A 16,259-nucleotide genomic window follows, 5' to 3' on the forward strand; every position below is an offset into this window, starting at 1 on the left:
GCTAAAACGAATCCAATTCCTCTCTATTTTTTATTGCTGCAACACTATTTCCAACAACATCACGGTCATCGCTTAACAAGGTAACCTGTTTTAAGATATCTGCCATTAGATCGCTTATTTCTGCAACCGATTGCTTAGCCCGATTCAATCGAGCCACACCCACACTACGATCAGACTTCAGAAGCATAAGCGTGGAAGAAATCATGTCCTGCATTGAAACAATCTGTCTTTGCACACTGTCTATATCATGGTCTAAATCAACAGAAAAAGTGTGACGAGCCGTGTCACTATCCCCCTTCGCAGTCGATAAACTCGAAAGGACGCCAGAACGAACTTCATTCAAACAACGATCCACTGCATCAAGAAGCTGTACAAGCCCTACCGCATCTTTCTCTACAAGCGCCAATTGCTGAAGAAGCAGTTCATAACCGACTAATAATGAGTCATGAGTCTGCCTAGATAACGAAGACATGTCATTTAGCTCATCAATGGCGACTTTCGGCAATGAAGTGTTTAGCGGAATAATTGATTTAACGGAATCTTGATTGTCGTTTATTTTTAAAGCTAACAGCGTTTTTATTTGTTGTAGTTTAGTAACCCTGACATCCGGCTGACTTTCTAGCGTTAATGCCGAGGTGACACTAATAATCCCCTGCACACCTATGCGTATTTCTTCTAATAACAAAGCAAAATTTTTGAATGGCGAATCATCACGCAATACCCTAATTGGATACTGCCAAGATCCTTGCACCATTAGCTCAAGACTTTTACGCAGTACTTCAATTTCTGCGGCCTGAGAAAGCGGGGCTAACCACAGTAAAAATGAAGTTTTCTTACTGCTTTCTTCTACTAGTGTTTCAACAATTAACGAATAACGCCCATCGGATAAACTAAGCTTAATGTCATGATCACCACTCAATATGCGCTCAGGAAGCTGCTCACCAAGAGGACCATCGAGACCAGGATCTATTTCAAAAAGCGGTTCAAATAGCGTTGCATTTTTTTCCCACAGATCACTAAACCCCTTACTTAACCACTTAACGTCCCCACTATTATTAGTGATTAGAAAAGCGGAACCAAGCTTAGATAAACCTAATGTCATCAATGTTATATTGCCAAGTGCATCTGATAATTCAAACTCTCTAGAAGAAAGTTCATTATCAAACAGTCGCCCAATATCAGTAAATTCATCAATAACATGGTAATCGCGGTCTAAGGTAAAATGTCCTTTTTTATGCTGCTCAAGTACCACGTGCAGATGCTGAAAGCCTTTATTTAATTGTTTAACTAGCTTTACTGACAAAACAAAAAGCACTAAACCAATGAGCCCAAAAACAGCAAAAGGCCCCCATTCTCCATAATCAAATATCGTTTTGTTTCGGTAGTTTAGCAGTAATTCTTGCTCTTTCAACTCCTGACTTTGCGCCTTTGTTTTTTCAATAAACGTATAGATTTTTTTTATTTCTGGCGGCGAGAGTGAGGGAGAGGATAGTTGTTTTCTCTCAGCAACATGGCTTCTAACTTCACTAAGAAAGGACAATTCGGCTTTAACGTCTAGAAAACGTGATTTAGGATTAATGCGTTGGTATAAAGAGAGCTGATGATCAATTTTAGTATAGAGCGCTGTCAGCTTAGAAGACAAAGCCTCAGAGGAAAGCGTAGCGTCATTTTTATCATGCAATAACCACTCAAACCAATAGCGCTCAGCCGTATGAGTATGTGCCGTTAATGTCATTAGCGTCGATTGATTGTTCGCTCTTTCACCAAACTCTAAATCAATAAACTTATAAAGCCCTACGGCCCCCACAACAAGCAATATCAAAAGCGCAAAAACACCTTTTTGCACAGAGCTAATTAACTCTCTTCGAGGCGAATTAATAGAAGATTGCGGTTTAGCCATAATGATTCACACTTTTCTAAAGGATGTTGCAAACAAAGATGATCTATTAACTTTTAAATATGAATTTTATTGATAATGTAAAAGAAGTGAAGGTATTACCGAATATTATCCCTAAAACGACGCATTGCAAACTCGTCACTTTGACGCTGCTCTCTTTTATCTTCGACTAACAACTCTTGTGTATGATATTTGTTCTTTAGCCAATCCATACTTTTCGTGTTGGTTTTTGCTTCTACCCACTGGCGCATTGTCATATCAGCTTGTTGCTGAGATCGACCTATAGCCGCTTCCTGCTGCTTGATTGCCTGCTGCACACGATCTACAAAATGCTGGTAATTAGTAGTTAAATAGGCACTTAAACCCAATAGATTTCGTTCAGATTCATACTGACCCGCATACTCTTTTAGCTCTTCAAGCTTGCTTTTGTCTTGTTCAACTTTGGCTCTATCACCCGCTAATTGCCTAGCAATAACTTCTTCTTTACGTTTAGCTATATCGACAAGTAGCTGAGCTCTTTTAGTTTTTTTCATAGCGTCTCTCTAATACGAACTACTTGAATACTAGACGCTTTTCTATACAAAGGTCTACTCTCCTTTTGTCATCGCATGAACAAGTGCTTCTAAACTGCCTTCAAGAGAGAACTTTTCTGACAGTCCTTGCTGAAGAAACTCACGAATGTCCGGCATTCGGACAATAGCTTGATCCAAATCGGGATCACTTCCTCTTGAATAAGCACCAATGGCAATTAGATCTTGGTTTTGCTGGAATTTAGAGTACAGCTGTTTAACACGCATCGCACCTTGGAGATGCGCCTCACTGACAATATTTGGCATCGCTCGTGAGATGGACGCCTCGATATCGATAGCAGGATAATGCCCCTCTTCAGCTAAGCGACGAGACAGTACAATGTGCCCATCTAAGATAGCCCTTGCAGCATCTGCGATTGGGTCTTGCTGATCATCCCCTTCCGTAAGCACTGTATAAAATGCTGTGATAGAGCCACTACCGCTACGACCATTACCAGCACGTTCAACTAATTGAGGAAGTTTTGAAAACACAGAAGGTGGATAGCCTTTTGTCGCTGGCGGCTCACCAACGGACAACGCGATTTCGCGCTGCGCTTGGGCATAACGAGTTAGAGAATCCATCAGAAGGAGAACACTCTTCCCTTGATCTCGATAATATTCAGCAATCCGAGTTGCCAGCATAGCAGCACGTAAACGCATTAATGCGGAATCATCCGCTGGAGAAGCAACAACGACAGAACGAGCAAGACCTTCTTCGCCAAGAGTTTGCTCAATAAACTCCTTCACTTCCCGGCCACGCTCACCAATCAAACCAACAACAGTGACATCTGCTTCGGTAAAGCGAGTCATCATACCAAGCAGCATACTCTTGCCCACACCACTACCGGCAAAAAGACCTATTCGCTGGCCTTTACCAACCGTTAGCAGGCTATTAATCGCTTTAATGCCAACATCGAGAGGCTCATGAATAGGCTGGCGCTGCAAAGGGTTAATCACTTCACATTGTAGACTCACGGAGTCTTTCGTTCTTATCGGCCCTTTACTGTCTAAAGGTTTTCCCAATCCATTGACTACTCGCCCAAGCAGCTCATCACCAACAGGCATTTCACTTTCTTCAAATAAGGGACGAACGCGAGCGCCGGGAGAAATACCATCAATGGCTTCGGTTGGCATTAAGTAGGTCAGATTTCCAGTAAAGCCAACCACTTCAGATTCAACCCAACGATCTTTTCTGACTTGTACCAAACAGCGGTCACCCAGGGCAACAACACACCCCACCGCCTCCATGGTCAGCCCCACCATGCGAGTAACCTTGCCCTCTAACTGAGGAGGTAATGACACGGGTGAGATATCTTGCAACTTCTGTAAGCGCTCTTCTATCGTCGACACCCTTGCTACCTTTATTCTTCTGGAGTAGATAAATGACGAAGTTCGTTACAAACTGCTTCTAAGCGCTGCTCGACACGACCATCAACATGAAAGGATTTTGAGTCTAGTAAAAAACCTCCTTCAACCAAATTGTCATCTGGATCAACTTGTATCGCCAAACGATCTCGAACACCCAAAGATTCTAGTACATCTATATCATTTGGATTCAAACGCAGTCTAATACGGCCTTCATATTCACCAATTTCTTCAAATACTCGCGAAAGCTGTGTTTTAAGAACACTTTGCCCCTCTTCTTTCATTTGGGAAAGACAAACGTTTTCAATAATACGAGTCATGGTTTGATAAAGAATATTTTCGGCGGCCGCTCGGCTTTCTTCCAAGGGTAACGTGATTTCATTTACCACATCCGTTAATATTTTTTCTAGGTGTTCAAGCTGACTTTGAGCCACTTCTTTAGCTGCTACTTCGCCTTCTGCTTTGCCTTGCGCAAAGCCTTCTGCATGGCCTTTTTCTAGGCCTTCAACTTCACCTTTAGAAAGGCCGTCCTCATAACCCTTTTTGTAGCCTTCCTCTTCACCCTGAATAAAGCCTTCGTCATAAGCTGCAGCACGAATTTCCTCAAGCTGAGAAGCGGTTAACGGTTCATAAACTAAACTGCTTTGATCGACTTCTTCCGTGGTAATGGACACATCTTTTTGAATCAGCAGCGCAGGGCCGGAGTCTTTCGTTACTTGGTTACTTTCAAGATTAGGTAATTCCCAGCGTTCATAGGCTGTTAATTTTCGTTCTGGCTTTGTTACGTCTTCTTCTGACATTCGTTATTTAAACCATCTGCTCACCGCCGCCGCCGAGAACAATCTCCCCGTTATCAGCAAGACGTCTGGCTACAGCCAGAATTTCTTTTTGAGCGACTTCAACCTCACTAACACGAACTGGGCCTTTCGCATCAAGGTCATCCTTCAACATGTCCGCTGCGCGCGATGACATATTTTTAAAGACTTTTTCTTGCATCTCTAGCTCTGCGCCTTTCAACGCTAGAATCAAGGTTTCGGACTCAATCTCACGTAAAATAACCTGGATCCCACGATCATCTACGTCCATGAGGTTATCAAACACGAACATGAGATCCTGAATCGTATTAGCAAGATCTTCATCCACATCACGAATCGACTCCATTAACTCAGATTCAACAGTACTATCAATAAAGTTCATAATATTGGCCGCGGTACGAATGCCACCAATTGACGTAGATTGTGTCGATTGATTACCTGAGAATTGTCTTTCTAGAATATCGTTTAACTCTTGTAATGCCGCTGGTTGTACTGTGTCTAGTGATGCAACTCGCAATACAATATCCAAACGAACTCGCTCATCGAAGTTTGCTAGAATGCCTGCCGCTTGATCTGGATCGAGATACGAAATAACAATGGCTTGAATTTGAGGATGCTCATAACGAATTACATCCGCTACCGCTCTAGGCTCCATCCATTTCAACGTATCCAGACCCGTCGTATTTCCACCAAGTAGGATTCGGTCAATCAGGCTACTGGCTTTTTCATCACCCAATGCTTCTTTTAGCATGTTACGAATATAACCATCCGATCCCAAGCCCAACCCGGTTTGATCGCCAACTAAAACAAGAAAATCATCCAATACTTTTTCAACTTGATGACGCTGGACATTAGAAAGCTGAGCCATGGTTTGGCCAATACGCTGAACCTCTTTTGGCCCCATATGCTTAAGAATTTGGGCTGCATCAGACTCGCCAAGCGACATCAATAAAACAGCCGCCTTCTCAATTGAGCTTAAATCGTTTTGACCAATATCACTCATTTAACCTTCCATTACCCACTGTTTCACCACTTGAGCAACACGCTCTGGCTCTTCAGCAATCAAACCGCGAATCGCATTAATTTGACGCTCGATTTTCTCTGGCGAACCAGGCACCATGACATCTTCAGCACTCACCAATGAGACTTGATCGTCTGATATTTCATCTGTTTCATCAGAGAAAATAGCCGCTTCAGTGTCTTCTGCCACCGCGATTTTATTCTGCTCGCTGAGTGTTTTCAGAATAGGACGAACCACAATCAACAGTAAAATCAAAACAAACAAACCAACTAAACTAGGTTTCAACAGATTAAGAAACCACTCTTGCTTGTAAAAAGGTACAACGGCCACTGGTGCCTCTGGCTCAGGCAAAGCAAAAGGTGAATTGATCACACTGACACTATCACCACGAGACGGGTTGTAACCTACTGCATCCCTAACTAACAGGGTCAATCGGCCTAATTCTTCATCACTCCATGGCGTTTTTACTATCGCTTTGGTATCAGGATTAATACTTACCAAGTCATCAACAACAACCGCCACGGATAAGCGATGAATAGTACCCTGCTGATTTTTGGTATAACTAATACTACGATCTAATTCAAAATTACGGGTTGTCTCTTCACGCGACTGCCCATTAGCTGCCTTGCTAGTCGATGATGAACCAATTGGCGCACCATTTTCATCAACTGTCTCAGGCGCCGTAACTGCACCAGGTGGTTGGTTACTTAACGCCCCTGGAATCCCTCCATTAGTTGCGCCAGCTCCTTTGTTCTCTTTTAAAGTCTGCTCACTGCGAAGCGCCAACAAATCAGGATTATACTGTTCTGCCGTTTTCTCTACTGCGGTAAAATCGACATCGGCTGACACTTCAGCCTTAAAGCGACCATCACCGACAACCGGTCCTAAAATACTATTAACTCGATGCAAGAGCACGTCTTCCACCCGACGAGTATAATCAAACTGCTTGCCCGCAACCGATAACTGAGAGGAAGGATCTTTTTCCGTCAACAAGGTACCGCGCTGATCCACAACCGTGACATTATTATCGCTTAGTTGAGAAATACTAGAAGCAACTAGATTAACAATAGCTTCTACTTGGCTATGGTCTAAGCGACGTCCTGGATACAACTCAAGGAATACAGAAGCTGATGGCTTGCGTGTGTCACGAACAAAAACGGATTCTTTAGGAATAGCAAGATGCACTCGAGCCGATTTTACGCTCTGCAAACTTGAAATTGTTTTGCTTAACTCACCCTCCAAGCCGCGACGATAACGAGCGCTTTCCACAAATTGAGATGTGCCAAGCCCTTGATCCTTATCCATGATTTCCATACCAACTGTCTTATCAGAGACAATGCCAGAACCCGCTAATTTCAGACGAGCTTGTTGGTAATAATCAGACTCGACAAGAAGCGCACCTGAGTTTTTATCTATTTTGAAAGGAATATTATTGGTGTTAAGAACCTGTACGATTTGATCCGCATTATAGTTAGTAATACTGCTCAAAACAGGTTTGTAATCGGGGTCACTCGTCCATAAAACAGCCGCCAACGCAATAGCAATGGAGGCGGCAAGGCCGACCATCAAAGCGAGCTGCCGAATAACCGTTAGCTTGTTGAAGCCAGTTACAAGATCCAGATAGAGCTTTTGCTCTGATCGTTCTGCTGGGACATTATCCATTAAAAAGCGCCAAGCGATATATCATGCCTAAATTGGCATATTCATAATTTTTTCATAAGCATCTACAAGCTTATTTCGCACTTGCGTCATAGCTTCAAATGAAATGCTCGATTTTTGCAAGCCTATCATGACCTGAGGTAAATCCACGCCGGCGTCACCGCGCTCATAAGATTGTGCCAACTTTGTCGCATCCTGTTGCAACGAATTTACATTATCAACAGCATTTTTTAACATATCAGCAAAGTCCGCACGCCCAACCGCACTTCCATCACCTTGTTGGTCACCGATCTTAGGAATACTAGGCATAGATGAGCTAGGCGAATGAACTTGCGCCTTCATTTCCCTCATCTGGGAAAGCACCTGATTAATATCTGGTCTATTCGTGACCATGTAACTCACCTATAAAACACACATTTAGACAGCTTAGCATAAAGACGATTAAAAAAAGATACAAAAATCAATCTACATCAAGGCCACTTTCACGCATTTTTGCAATTTTATAGCGCAATGTTCTTGGACTAATGCCTAATTTATCCGCCACGACTTTGCGCTTACCATTCGCCTCAATCAAAGCCTGAGCGATAATGCGAAACTCATGTTGCTGAACACCTTTGCCTAGAATAGAAGCGGCACTGTCTTCTTCCTCCTCAGAAATAGAGTCGCTCGCTGCCGAGGCGCTCATCATATCAAAGGCGATATGGTCATCGTGTATTTGACCATTAGGACTTAAAATTAGCGCGCGCTGGATAACATTATCTAATTCACGGACATTGCCTGGCCAAGGATGCGCTTCCAGCTTACTTAACGCCGATGGCTTTAATACAGCACCCGCCACTCTCATTTTCGCCGAATGTTTTTCTAACGATCGCTGTGCAATTGGTTGAATATCGCCTTTTCTTTCCCGAATAGGAAGCCAGCGCAGAGGAAATACATTTAAGCGATAATACAAATCTTCTCTAAAACCGCCATCACGAACATATTCCGCTAAGTCTCGGTTGGTTGTAGCAATGATTCGCACATCAAGTTGAATTATTTTTTTCCCACCAAGCCGCTCTACTTCTTGCTCTTGCAATACTCTGAGCAGTTTAGCCTGTAACCCAATATCAATTTCAGTAATTTCATCAAGCAGTAAAGTGCCGCCATTCGCTTGCTCAAATTTACCCGCCTGCGCAGAAACAGCACCTGTGTATGCGCCTTTTTCATAACCAAACAAAATGGCTTCCAGCATATTCTCTGGGATAGCAGCACAGTTTATGGCAACAAAAGGGGCATTGCTTCGAGTCGATTCCTGATGAATAAAGTTAGCAAGCACTTCTTTACCGGTACCGCTTTCACCGCATATCAACACCGTTGAATCGGTTACAGCGACGCGCTTTGCTAATTCCAGCATGGCAACACTAGAAGGATCTTTAGCAATAGGTTGGTGATTATGCGTCACCACTTTTTTTATGGTGTATTTTTCGATTGCTTCTAACAGTTCTTTTTCTTGAAACGGCTTGAGTAAATAATCTACCGCGCCATCTCTCATTGCTTCAACCGCATGGGCAATATCACCATACGCAGTCATTAGCATGATCGGCAATTCTGGATAATTCTCGACAACATGATTCAGCAACCCATAGCCATCCATGCCGGGTAAATTAACGTCGGAAACAACCATATCAAACACATTTGTTTTAAGTGCTAACATTGCATCTTCGGCGTTGAACACTAACTTACATTGATAGCTTGCCAACATTAATGTGTCTTCTAACGCTTCAGCCAATCCCTTATCATCTTCAACGATTAATAACTTCACATCAGACATTCTATACCCTTACAAGAGGAAGCTGCAGGCTTGCTATCGTACCTACTCCCTCTTCGCTGTCTATTTCAAAAAAACCATGATGCGCTCTTGCAACCGCTTTCACAACCATCAACCCTAACCCTGTACCATGTTGTTTTGTCGTCACAAACCCTTCCTGAACATGCTCTAATTGAGCACGAGACATCCCTTCACCTTGGTCTTTAAATGTAATACGTAACGTAGACTTATCACAATGCCACTGCAATATAACGTGGCCACCTTCCGCTTGTGCATCGATTGCATTGTTTAATAAATTTAACAAAGCGCCGATTAATGCTTCTTTATTACACTGAATTAACAGTGAGCCAACCACATCATCGCCATCAATATTAAGGCTGACATTTTTCTGCTCGCAAATATCCCGACAATCGGTAATGAGCGTTTCTAAAAAAGTAGCAACGTCGACATGCTCATCCAGCTTGATATCACTGCGTGAGAAAATGAGCATATCTCTAATTTGTCGTTCAATATTTTCTAAGCGATTAGCCAGTTTATCCGCAAAGCGCTGACGCATAACGGGAGATAAATCACTCTTTTGCAAATGCCCTGCGTACAAAGTAGCCGATGATAAAGGGGTGCGAATCTGATGCGCAAGAGCCGCTACCATCTTCCCCATATTAGACAATCTTTCATGATGAGAAAGCTTCTTTTGTAAGACATAGGCCTCTGTTAAATCGACCAAAATCAGCAGCTGACCGGGTACATCCCCAAGCGAAGCGGTTTCGACACGTACTCGACGCCCCGATGTCATGCTAATTTCATGACCATCGTCTTTTTGCGGACGAAAACTTAACGGAACTATTTCACCCCAAGAACGGCCGATCAAAGGCAGTTCAAAAAGGCGATCTGCAACCGGGTTAGCCATCACCACAAGGCCTTCTGCGTTCAACAACAGAACACCCACTGGCATAGATTCGAAAAGCTGCTGAAATTGTTGCACCAGCACGCGATTCTTATCTTGCTCTTCTCGACGATCTTGCTCAGATTTTTCTAACTGGATGGAAAGTTGTGCTACCTGCTCTTGCAAGTCTAAATAAGACTTAGCAAGAACCTCTGAAGATTCTGAAAATGCTTGAAAGGCTGCCTTTAACTCGGCAATTTCTTCATCCTTTGTCACTAAAACTCCGACTTATCAATATTATATCGACGCATTTTTTCAATCAGCGTTGTTCTTTGTATTTGTAGATTCTGCGCTGCTCGTGAAACCACGCCTTGCGCTGAAAGCAAAGCTTGCCTGATCAATAAGGCTTCTAGATGACGCACATGTAAATTCAAGTTCACACCTGATGGCTGAGGCAATAAACGTCGCTGTTGTATTTCTTTGAGTACAGCCCAAAAATCTTGAGAACGCCAAGGCAATGGACAAAACCAAACATTGTCTTCAGTTTTATCATCATCAATATTAACTAAAGAATGACTCAATGTAATAATTGGAATCATTTCGTCAAGCTGAGCACACTCAACAGTTTGACCGATAACGATGAAATCAGGCAAATGAAACGCGGTGAATGACGCACTATGCTCAACACCAATAAAGGTCAGCACACTTGAGACGCTCAGCATCTCCTCGTCATCTAATCCACACAACCAAGCTTTCACGCGTTTTACCCTCTAACCCAATATAAAAAAGCAACTTATCCTACAAGAATAGCGCCAAAAAAGAAGTCAGTCGCTCTTCTTATAATCTAATAATGCGATTTTAATCTTAGGTTTCAACCCTTTGCCGCATAACTAAAGCTGCGAAAAAATATGGTCAAACTCAACATCCGCTTCAGAAGGCGTATTATGCCACGTCAACGTACCAAGCAAAGGTGCTGATAACATATTTGTTAAACTATGCAGGTTCTCTTCATAATAAGGCATCGTATCCTGCCCACCATTAGCAACCCACCCGCCAAGCTTAAGCCCATCTCGAACAATCGCTTCGGCTGTTAATACCGCGTGATTTAAACAACCCAACTTCATATTAACCACTAAAATAATAGGGAACCCCAGGTTTTTAGCTAAATCTGAGATCAACTCACGATCATTGAGCGGCACTCGCCAACCCCCGGCACCTTCCACAATCGCGAAATCATAAGGCGTTAAAAGCGAGCCTTTCAAATAGCCTTCAAGTCGCGATACCGTGATTAACTTATTTTCTTTAGCCGACGCAATATGTGGCGCAATAGCGGGTTCAAAAACAACTGGATTAACTTGCTCATAAGCCAAACGCACACTGCTCGCAGCCTGAATTAACAGCGCATCATCATTACGCAATGCACCATTAATTAATTCAGCGCCCGCCGCAATAGGCTTCAGTCCTAACGAGCGATGGCCGGCACGATGGGCCGCTTTTAACAAACCAACACTCACATAGGTTTTTCCCGCATCGGTATCCGTTGCGGTAATAAAAAACGTTTTTTTCACAGATCACTCTCCACTAGACACCTATTTAAAACGGGCTTTTGCAATACCACAAAGGCCACTTGATAACGCAAAGGAATACCGGCACTTTCCCTAAGCTGCTCATACTGTTTAATAAAGACTTTCCACTTAGAGGGCGACATTTGGTTTTTTTGAGTTGAAACCACCAAGCTAGCACCCACTTTTTTTAACGAATGAATAGCACTTTCTGGCGACTCAAACCACATGGGCACAGTGACTAATTCAGCAGCATGTGTCTGCCAATGACAATGTGAGACCTGCTCAAGCAAAGCATCGAACGAAGGATATTGGTTAATATGCGGCGCTTGATCCACACCCTTCCAAGATGCTTCGATTTCCGGCATAGAACCTTCACACAAAGTCGAAAAAACTAAGTACCCTCCCGGCTTTGTCACACGATAAAGCTCACTAAATAACATGCTGGGATTCAAACACCACTGCATCGCCAAACTTGAAAAAATGACATCAATACTATTGTCGGCAAAGGGTAGCGCCTCAGCATCAGCACAAACAAACGAAAAAGAATGATCCCCCCCTTGCTTGGCAAGGTTCGTACTGGCCTTGGTTAACATCAAAGAAGATAGGTCTAGAGCGATGGACAAACGCGGCGATAAAAGGCGCGCCAATCGGGGAAGCGCTTGCCCCGTCCCCGCTCCTACATCCAGCACAATATCAGTACGAGCAGAAGGTAAAGAAGGTAGATGACAAATGAGCCAATCCAACACTAAGCGTTGGAAGTCGGCATAGGCATCGTAAGTTAGTGCGGCACGATCAAATTTTTGAGCAATTTGTCGTTTATAATGAAAGAAGTCTTCATGATCAGGTGTTTGCATCTATAAAATTTTCAATGTATTGAACGCAAACATCCTCTTCTTCTAAAAAAGGTTGATGCGCACAGTCAGGCACAACAATAACCTCTTGAAACGGATTAACATTGGTTTGCGTTGCTAAAAATGTTGGCACAACTAAACAATCGTTCTGCCCCAGAATATGTAAATTAGGAAGATCCAAAAGTGAGTCTTCACGACGTACATCTAATGATCTCAATAACCGCAACCCACCGACTAACGCGTTTTTATGAAGCTGTTTAGGCAGCAAAGCCTGCAACTGTTTCATTAATGGGCGCTCATGTCGCGCGCCTTTCACCTGCAACATTAAAAATCGCTTCATGCCTTGCTCAGGCGACTCACTAACAAGCTGAGAAAACTCATCAAAGACCATAGGAGCCATGCCTTCAGGCCAATCTTCTCGCTGGATAAAACTAGGCGCTGCCGATATCGTAATCAAACCTTTTACACAACTAGAACGTCGCGCAGCGACATAAGTCGACACCATGCCGCCTAAAGACCAACCGATCCACCAGCAATCCTTTGGAGCGGCGGCAATCAAACGTTCAGATAAAGCATCGATATCATAATTTGGCTCAATGCGAACTCGCGCTCTACGCTGATCATCTAGAGAGATCCCTGGTAAATTAGCGATAACAACATAGAAACGCTCACTGAGGCGTTTAGCCAAAGGCTTCATCACTTCTTTTGGCATCGCCCAACCGGATACCATAAAAATAGCCGAATGACTTGGATCACCAAGTGCTTCTGTTTCGATGTTTACGTGCATATTTCCCTCCACTACAAAGACGTTAAAACACACTCTAACGAATCGCACAGAAAAACCAAATCCTCTTCTGTATGAGAAGCGCTAAGAGTGATACGCAAACGAGCGCTACCGATTGGTACCGTAGGTGGACGAATTGCTGTACACCATATACCAAGAGATTTTAACGCATCGCTCACCTTAATGGCAGCACTGCTATCTCCAATGACGATAGGCTGAATTGCGGTATTTGATAACATCAGCTTAACAGGAAGTTGTGATATACGGTGACGAAAATAATGGATATGCCGTGCTAATTTCTCTCTACGCTCTTGCCCTTCTGCGGATTGAATCAGCTTAAGCGCACTTAATGTTGCCCCCGCAATAGCAGGAGACATCGCGGTCGTATAAATATAAGGACGTGCAAACTGAGTTAAATAATCAGCAATCGCATGGTTTGTCGCGACAAACGCACCAGACGTACCAAACGCCTTACCAAATGTTCCCACCAGAATAGGCAGTGACTCAGCATTTAAACCTTCTAACTCTAAGCTGCCACGACCATTGTCGCCGATGCAGCCCAAACCATGGGCATCATCCACCATAAAAAGCCATTTATGATCAGCGGCCAATTGCGACAATTCAGCTAGAGGGGCTAAATCACCATCCATGCTAAAAATACCATCTGTCACCAGTAAACCAGGCGTCAGTTTACTGAGTAATTTACCCGCACTTGCCACATCCCCATGCAAATAACGGCGTAATGGCGCTTGAGCTAAGGCCGCGCCATCCAGCAAAGAGGCATGATTAAGCTTATCTTGCACAACAGGTCGATCTTTAGCGGCTAACGCTGAAATAACACCTAAATTCGCCATATAACCCGTGCTAAAAAGCATCACTCGCTCATAACCTAACCACTGCGCGAGCGCTTCTTCCAACTCCTGATGAGGGGCCAAATGACCACAAACAAGATGAGAAGAACCGCCACCCACACCATATTGCTGGGCAGAATCACTCAGAGCACGAATTAACGCAGGATGATTGGCTAAGCCAAGATAATCATTGGAACAAAAGGCTTTATATTGACGATGATAAAAAGACGCATTCGGTGTTTGCGGACCATCTAATGTAATGACCTGACGCAATAATGATTGCTGGCGGCGCTCATCAAGCGCCGCCTCAAGCCATAGTGGGTTGTTAGACATTCGCTTCATAGAAGAGTTTTGACTCTTCCTGTTTAACCACTTGGGCGGCTATTGCTTCTGCAACCGCATCATCTGAATGTTCTTCACGCTGCTCTGGTTTGATTCCCAGCTTAGCAAACAACAGCATATCTTTACTGGCTTCAGGATTGCTCGTGGTGAGCAGTTTTTCGCCATAGAAAATCGAGTTAGCACCCGCTAAGAAGCAAAGCGCTTGTGTTTGCTCACTCATGCTTTGACGACCGGCAGACAAACGCACATGAGATTTTGGCATTACGATACGAGCCACAGCAATAGAGCGAATAAATTCAAACTCATCCAAATCATCTACGTTTTCTAACGGCGTACCCGCCACTTTAACCAACATATTAATCGGTACACTTTCAGGATGAGGCGTCATAAGCGCTAATTGACGAAGTAAACCGACGCGATCTTTTTGCTCTTCACCCATCCCAACAATACCGCCACAACAAAGCTTAATGCCAGAATCACGTACTCGTGACAAAGTATCTAAACGGTCTTGATAAGTACGAGTCGTGATGATGCTGTCATAAAATTCAGCTGAGGTGTCTAGGTTATGGTTGTAATAATCCAAACCCGCTTCAGATAAACGTGCCGCTTGCTCGTCGTTTAGCGTACCTAAAGTAACGCAAGACTCTAATCCAAGTGACTTTACGCCCTTAATCATTTCCAACACATAAGGAAAGTCTTTTTCTGATGGGTGCTTCCACGCCGCGCCCATACAAAAACGGCCTGCGCCCTTTTCTTTCGCCAGCGCCGCCTCTTCAAGGACTTTTTGCACTTCCATGAGTTTTTCTTTTTCTAACTCAGTATTGTAATGTCCACTCTGAGGGCAATATTTGCAGTCCTCTGGGCATGCACCCGTTTTAATAGAAAGAAGTGTACTAACCTGTACTTCGTTAGGCGTAAAGTTTTCACGATGCACTGTCTGCGCACGAAATAATAAATCTGTAAAAGGCAAATCAAAAAGTGCCTGTATTTCAGCGTGCGTCCAATCGAAACGTGGCTCATTAGTGTTAGTAGCAGACATGGTAGCCTCAAAAATAGTGTCAAGGATGGCAATACTAATGGACCAGAAAAAACTGTCAACCATAAATATAACCAAGGTTTACAGAAGATTACTTATTGATCACTGTTATTTGTGTCACGCCAAAAGCGACACAACACTTTGCGCTTTCTGTGAAGCCGGTTTTGCAGTTAATCAATTTGCCTGTCTACTGTGTAAACGACCAACCTATTCCGAGCACCAATTTATTTGCGGCCAATGCCAAGCAATGCCACCACCTTATGATGTATGCATAGCGCCACTTCGCTTTGAAAGCCTCACTAAAAGCTTAATTCACTCGATAAAATTTCATCAGCAAGCTGACTATATTCGACCCTTAATTGAACTACTTAGTAGAAAATTAATAGAACACTATCAACATATTGAAGACTGGCCCACTCAGCTTATTTTTGTACCGAGTCATCCTAAGCGGATCAAAGAACGCGGCTTCTGCCAAACTCAACTAATGGCATCAGAGCTTTATAAAATACTTAGACAAAAACTCGGCAACAGAACACCATCATTCGTGAAGCAAAGCGTAATCAAAAAAACGATCAACACGCAGGCTCAACATACACTGAGCCGAAAACAGCGCTTAGAAAATCACAAAGGGGTATATCAAGTTGAAGGAATAATGGATTCTCACATCGCTCTGTTTGACGATGTGATGACCAGTGGAAACACCCTAGAAACCTGCACAAAACAACTAAAAAAGGCCGGTGCAACGCAAGTGGACATTTGGGTTATTGCCAGAACACCAGACAAAACTGGCTAGAAAAGCAGACTAGCATTGTTT

General features: G+C 43.4%; 16 protein-coding genes. 1 reads left to right on the forward strand and 15 read right to left on the reverse strand.

Annotated features, from left to right (window positions below):
- Window position 1: 1 nt before the first annotated feature.
- The 15 genes from V6259_RS14220 to bioB all read right to left on the reverse strand — a co-directional run bounded on the left by V6259_RS14220 (window position 2) and on the right by bioB (window position 15,448).
- A complete protein-coding gene (locus V6259_RS14220; RefSeq protein WP_341585058.1) occupies window positions 2–1,900 on the reverse strand; it encodes a hypothetical protein in 1,899 nt (632 codons plus the stop codon).
- Window positions 1,901–1,995: 95 nt separating this feature from the next.
- On the reverse strand, window positions 1,996–2,430 hold the full coding sequence (gene fliJ / locus V6259_RS14225; protein ID WP_341585059.1) for a flagellar export protein FliJ: 435 nt from the start codon (window positions 2,428–2,430) through the stop codon (window positions 1,996–1,998).
- 54 nt (window positions 2,431–2,484) lie between these two features.
- Complete coding sequence (gene fliI, locus V6259_RS14230; RefSeq protein WP_133011761.1) at window positions 2,485–3,816, reverse strand: flagellar protein export ATPase FliI; 1,332 nt, start codon at window positions 3,814–3,816, stop codon at window positions 2,485–2,487.
- A gap of 11 nt (window positions 3,817–3,827) precedes the next feature.
- Window positions 3,828–4,631: a FliH/SctL family protein gene (locus V6259_RS14235; RefSeq protein ID WP_133011762.1), complete on the reverse strand. Its 804-nt coding sequence runs from the start codon at window positions 4,629–4,631 to the stop codon at window positions 3,828–3,830.
- 7 nt (window positions 4,632–4,638) lie between these two features.
- A complete protein-coding gene (fliG, locus tag V6259_RS14240; protein ID WP_341585060.1) occupies window positions 4,639–5,649 on the reverse strand; it encodes a flagellar motor switch protein FliG in 1,011 nt (336 codons plus the stop codon).
- Complete coding sequence (gene fliF / locus V6259_RS14245; protein WP_341585061.1) at window positions 5,650–7,329, reverse strand: flagellar basal-body MS-ring/collar protein FliF; 1,680 nt, start codon at window positions 7,327–7,329, stop codon at window positions 5,650–5,652.
- 27 nt (window positions 7,330–7,356) lie between these two features.
- Complete coding sequence (gene fliE / locus V6259_RS14250; RefSeq protein WP_133011765.1) at window positions 7,357–7,719, reverse strand: flagellar hook-basal body complex protein FliE; 363 nt, start codon at window positions 7,717–7,719, stop codon at window positions 7,357–7,359.
- A 67-nt stretch (window positions 7,720–7,786) separates the two neighbouring features.
- Window positions 7,787–9,136: a sigma-54-dependent transcriptional regulator gene (locus V6259_RS14255; protein ID WP_133011766.1), complete on the reverse strand. Its 1,350-nt coding sequence runs from the start codon at window positions 9,134–9,136 to the stop codon at window positions 7,787–7,789.
- 1 nt (window position 9,137) lies between these two features.
- Window positions 9,138–10,292, reverse strand: coding sequence for a sensor histidine kinase (locus V6259_RS14260; RefSeq protein WP_341585062.1), 1,155 nt, complete (start codon window positions 10,290–10,292; stop codon window positions 9,138–9,140).
- A complete protein-coding gene (locus V6259_RS14265; protein WP_341585063.1) occupies window positions 10,292–10,774 on the reverse strand; it encodes a helix-turn-helix domain-containing protein in 483 nt (160 codons plus the stop codon). Before V6259_RS14265 ends, V6259_RS14260 begins: the two co-directional genes overlap by 1 nt.
- Before the next feature lie 132 nt (window positions 10,775–10,906).
- On the reverse strand, window positions 10,907–11,584 hold the full coding sequence (bioD, locus tag V6259_RS14270; protein ID WP_341585064.1) for a dethiobiotin synthase: 678 nt from the start codon (window positions 11,582–11,584) through the stop codon (window positions 10,907–10,909).
- On the reverse strand, window positions 11,581–12,435 hold the full coding sequence (bioC, locus tag V6259_RS14275) for a malonyl-ACP O-methyltransferase BioC (RefSeq protein WP_341585065.1): 855 nt from the start codon (window positions 12,433–12,435) through the stop codon (window positions 11,581–11,583). Before bioC ends, bioD begins: the two co-directional genes overlap by 4 nt.
- The gene (locus V6259_RS14280) at window positions 12,422–13,219 is read right to left on the reverse strand and encodes an alpha/beta fold hydrolase (protein WP_341585066.1); all 798 of its coding nucleotides are present in this window, start codon (window positions 13,217–13,219) and stop codon (window positions 12,422–12,424) included. Before V6259_RS14280 ends, bioC begins: the two co-directional genes overlap by 14 nt.
- 11 nt (window positions 13,220–13,230) lie before the next feature.
- Window positions 13,231–14,409, reverse strand: coding sequence for an 8-amino-7-oxononanoate synthase (gene bioF / locus V6259_RS14285; protein ID WP_341585067.1), 1,179 nt, complete (start codon window positions 14,407–14,409; stop codon window positions 13,231–13,233).
- Window positions 14,393–15,448: a biotin synthase BioB gene (gene bioB / locus V6259_RS14290; RefSeq protein WP_341585068.1), complete on the reverse strand. Its 1,056-nt coding sequence runs from the start codon at window positions 15,446–15,448 to the stop codon at window positions 14,393–14,395. The genes bioF and bioB overlap by 17 nt, the downstream gene beginning before the upstream one ends.
- 37 nt (window positions 15,449–15,485) lie before the next feature.
- Here bioB and V6259_RS14295 point away from each other — a divergent pair, with 37 nt between their 5' ends.
- On the forward strand, window positions 15,486–16,238 hold the full coding sequence (locus V6259_RS14295; RefSeq protein WP_341585069.1) for a ComF family protein: 753 nt from the start codon (window positions 15,486–15,488) through the stop codon (window positions 16,236–16,238).
- Window positions 16,239–16,259 lie beyond the last annotated feature (21 nt).

This window comes from Marinomonas sp. TI.3.20 (assembly GCF_038155025.1).
Taxonomy (GTDB): domain Bacteria; phylum Pseudomonadota; class Gammaproteobacteria; order Pseudomonadales; family Marinomonadaceae; genus Marinomonas; species Marinomonas flavescens.